6 protein-coding genes are annotated in these 3,800 nt (G+C 64.0%); 4 read left to right on the top strand and 2 right to left on the bottom strand.

The annotated features are described in order from the left end of the window. Positions 1-266: 266 nt before the first annotated feature. Entirely contained in the window at positions 267-443 is a 177-nt protein-coding gene (locus IG65_RS38295; RefSeq protein WP_156055933.1) for a hypothetical protein, read from the bottom strand. 593 nt (positions 444-1,036) lie between these two features. Between IG65_RS38295 and IG65_RS0133730 the strand changes: the two genes are divergently transcribed. After that, on the top strand, positions 1,037-1,864 hold the full coding sequence (locus IG65_RS0133730; protein ID WP_030518976.1) for a hypothetical protein: 828 nt from the start codon (positions 1,037-1,039) through the stop codon (positions 1,862-1,864). Between the two features lie 55 nt (positions 1,865-1,919). On the opposite strand, the gene IG65_RS0133725 is transcribed toward IG65_RS0133730, so the two are convergent. Next, on the bottom strand, positions 1,920-2,609 hold the full coding sequence (locus IG65_RS0133725; RefSeq protein ID WP_030518975.1) for a GntR family transcriptional regulator: 690 nt from the start codon (positions 2,607-2,609) through the stop codon (positions 1,920-1,922). Positions 2,610-2,833: 224 nt separating this feature from the next. Here IG65_RS0133725 and IG65_RS0133720 point away from each other — a divergent pair, with 224 nt between their 5' ends. The 3 genes from IG65_RS0133720 to IG65_RS0133710 are packed head-to-tail and all read left to right on the top strand — an operon-like array spanning position 2,834 to position 3,720. Next, the gene (locus tag IG65_RS0133720) at positions 2,834-3,295 is read left to right on the top strand and encodes a hypothetical protein (RefSeq protein WP_030518974.1); all 462 of its coding nucleotides are present in this window, start codon (positions 2,834-2,836) and stop codon (positions 3,293-3,295) included. Between the two features lie 15 nt (positions 3,296-3,310). Next, a complete protein-coding gene (locus IG65_RS0133715) occupies positions 3,311-3,544 on the top strand; it encodes a hypothetical protein (protein ID WP_156055932.1) in 234 nt (77 codons plus the stop codon). Further along, complete coding sequence (locus IG65_RS0133710; protein WP_156055931.1) at positions 3,544-3,720, top strand: hypothetical protein; 177 nt, start codon at positions 3,544-3,546, stop codon at positions 3,718-3,720. The genes IG65_RS0133715 and IG65_RS0133710 overlap by 1 nt, the downstream gene beginning before the upstream one ends. The last annotated feature ends 80 nt before the right edge of the window (positions 3,721-3,800 follow it).

Genomic DNA, 3,800 nt, shown 5'->3' with positions numbered 1-3,800 from the left:
ACCAGCATCGGAGCAGGCCCGCCCTTCACGGCGGAGCCACACGGGACAAATGGGGAATTTCGGTGAGCGTCAGTGGGGAATTTCAGTGAGCGCCGTCAGCGGTGACCCGGTACGGACGGGAAGGACGTCGTCCGCACCGGGTGACCGGTGTCCCGATGTGACCAACACCGGGGTGATCGGCTGGAGTCGACGTCGTTGGCGACTCACTCACCGGCGACGCTGCCGGTGGCCGAAGCGGTGGGAAGGGGGCCGAAGCCCCCTCCGGGTCACTCGTAGGCGGCTGCGGGATCGTAGGCGTCGGCGGCAACCTGGTTGGCGAGGTCCTGCGCGTGGTGCGGGTGGCAGCGGTAGGTGGTGCGTCCGAATAGGGGCATCGGGTGGATTTCGGTGGCGGGGGCGTCGCAACCGCGGATTCCGCAGACGTAAGTGGTGGTGGTGCTCATCGGGAGGTCCTTCCTCGTTGCTGTGGTCGATCTGGGCTTGTCCAGACCACCGGTGTGGGGTGCGGAAAAGGGTGGGCGAATGCCCATCACGAAGTGACGCGTAGCGCCCTTTGGAGTGCCCTGCGCCGGTGGTATGCCTTCGGCAGATCGTCCATAGCAACGGGGAAGGATCGGTGAGCGCCGAAACCTGCTGGTGCGGAACCGAACTACGCCGGCACCGGCGCGGCTGCGCGGCGAAGTGCGGCGGCGGCGCGCCGTGCGCGCCGCCCTTGATCCTGTATGGCTGAATTCGGCAACGAGTACCGAGCAATCTGGGCGGCGGAGGATAAGCCATCTCCGACACGGGGTGCGGCTGTAGAGGCCGAAGGAACCGTGCAACCTGTGCCGTCGTCGTACCGGTATGGACAGTGGTCAACGCCGCGCGATCGCGGAGAGGTGGACACAGGCAAGGATGCGCAACTTGCTGGCAAAGGTCTATGGCCGACCGCAACTGGTTCGTCGTGCTCGAACTCGTTGCGCCCATGCTGCGCGCCTGACCACCGGAATTGTCCAACCTGCGGCGAAAGCGCCGTCTGGACTGGAAGATTGGCCCTATGGCTGGCCTCATACTGACAGATGAACGCCGAACCGAACTGGCCTCGCTTCTGGATAACGAGGCCCGGCTGAGAGCCGAATATCCGCTGGTCGCTGACTACCTCGACACTGCTCCACGCCTGCCGGGAACGGGTGATGACAGCGCCGATGCAGCATTTGACCTGCGGTTGGTCAACTACATGACCGGCGGCCATTCGCCGACCGGCAACCCTTATTGGGACATCGTCGGACCGTCAGTCACCGAACAATCAGGTCGGCGGGTCGTGAATGGTGGGCGCCAGGCGGGCAGTGCTCGGCTGGGGTATGCACAGACCGTTCTTCAGGCCGCCTACGCCTACGCCGTACCGGCTCCCGAGACCCTGCAATGGGTCAAAGACTTCGCGCAGGGTGCACCGGTTCTGGAGCTCGGCGCAGGCCGAGGCTATTGGGCCGCGCAGCTTGACCGTATCGGTGTCAACATCTCGGCGTTTGACGTTGAGCCGCCTGGACAGTCGGAAAATCCCTCGTTTCCTCGCGCCGCCGGTCAGAGGGACACGTGGCATCCAGTCATGGGACTGGATGACTTCGAAGCCTGCTCTAAAGCAGGTGCCGTGCTGTTCCTGTGCTGGCCGCCGGGCTGGGGCAACACGATGGCCTCTGATGCGACGGAGGCTTTCGAGCGGGCCGGCGGCGACAGGCTGGTGTTTATCGGTGAGCCGAAGGGCGGAAAGACCGGAGATGATGCCTTCTTCGAGCGCCTTGAGCAGGGATGGAGACCTGAGTCCACCGGCGATCACGTCTCGTGGTGGAACCTCGCGGATGTAGCGCAGGGGTGGGTACGGCGGTAAACACCAAGAAGGGCCTGGCGGAACGCACCGCCAGGCCCTTCTGATTTGCTCGACGCTACGTCATATACGAGTCGGGCTCGTCGTTGATGTGCATCCGGAAGACGAACGCGTCGTAGCGATCCCGCGGATACGACACGTCGGAAACCATCACTACACGGTTGTCCTTGGTTATGAATCGCTGGTGAACGCTTTTCACCAGGTCGCCGGGCGGCGTCCGCAGGAAGTCGGCATGAGCTGCCGGCGGAATCCTGTCGGCGACCGTCTCCTCCAGGTATGAAGCACCGGAAGTGTCCTCTACATCGAGCGGCTGGAAGGTGTCGGAGATGGATACGGGCCGCTTCCCCTCGGTGGCCCGAGTAACCGTGTAGGTCACCTCGTCACCTGACCGTACGCCGAGCGCTTCGGCGACCTCCTCAGTCGCAAGGACTCGACTCACCTCCTTCTCGATGGTCACGTCAGCATCGGATTCGTGGCGGTAAGTCATTTCCGGTGACTCCATCTGGCGCTCTGGAGACACGCGAACCAGATTCGGACGGTCAGCGACGTAGGTGCCTCGTCGCTCGACCGTCCGAACGAGCCCTTGGCTCAGAAGAAGCTCCACCGCCCTGCGGATGACGATCTCGGATACCTCGTGTTCCTCCGCAAGTTCCGAGTAGCTCCCCAGCTTGGTACGAGGGGGTAGCGCTCCTGTGCGAATCCGGCGGGCGATCTCCCCGGCGATCGACACGTAACGCGGCTCGGCCATTGGTGCGCTCCCTTCGAGCGGTCTTCTGATGACAACCATTCCCATTATACGCCCCTGCGTATACGCAAGGATTGCCGCGAATCGCCGGACCGACCAGGCGGTTAGCCCTGCGTATACACAGACCCTTGTGCGTATACGCAACTGCGTATACACTGAAGTCATCGGCGCGGGCGGGAAGTCCTCTCCGATTCGAAAAGTCAACTGACACAAGAGGAGTGAGCGCAATGGCTTTGAAGGATGTTTGGTTCACCCCGGAGTTCCACGAGGCGTTTCCGATGGGCCTCTACTTGCTGGGCGAGATTTCCGCGGTGACGGAGTTCAGCCAGGACCGCAACGCGCCGAAGCGCCACAAGATCGACCTGGACAACGACGGCAACGGCACCGGTAAGCGGATGTGGAAGGGCACCTTCATGGACCCCTCCGGCGGCAACGCCAGGCAGGCCGGTTTCGACATCGTGTTCCTCTCCGACGTTCAGCCCGTCCCCGCAGCCCCCGAGCTCGCTCCCGGCTTCACCCCGGTCGAGTTGGAGGGCTTGCAGATCAAGCCGAAGGTCGCCGGCACCGGTGAGTACAAGTCGCTCGGTTTCAACATCCGCGCGACCGGCATCAAGGGCGACAACTCCGGCGCCAAGCGGCCCCCGAACAACGTCGGGGCCTCGCGTCCGGCCGACGAGAAGGCGGCGTGACCGGCTATGTCGCACATGACGATTACCCGTTCGGGCTGGGATGGCGTGGCGGTTGAATACCGTCCCGCCCGTCGGATCGAAGGTATCAACGTCAACGCCGGTGTCTCGGTCGAGTTGACCCTCGACACCGGTGCTGCGGCGTTGGTGTTCTCGATCGAGGATGCCCGCACGGTGTCGGCGGCTCTGTCGCAGATTCTGATGCTGCACGATGCGGCGGAGCGGCTGGCGGATGAGAAGGCGGTGGCGTGATGGCCGACCGTGAGTTCAATCGGCTGGTGTCGGAGGCTCTCGTGCGGATGCTCGATCGCGCGGACTGTGATGGCGTAGGCCGGTACGCCTCGATGACGCTGTTCGATGGCGAGGCGGAGTCGGCGATCAGCTGGCCTCGTTTGGCTCGTGCGGCGGCTGAGAAGGCCGTGGCGTGATGTTCACGGCTGAGCGGGGAATGCGTGCGGCGCGGGTGTTCGCGGTCCTGGTGATCGTGGGCGTCGGTGCCGCCGCGTTC

Source organism: Nocardia sp. NRRL WC-3656 (genome assembly GCF_000720265.1).
Classification (GTDB): Bacteria; Actinomycetota; Actinomycetes; order Mycobacteriales; family Mycobacteriaceae; genus Nocardia; species Nocardia nova.
This window is presented reverse-complemented; position numbering and strand designations above follow the sequence as displayed.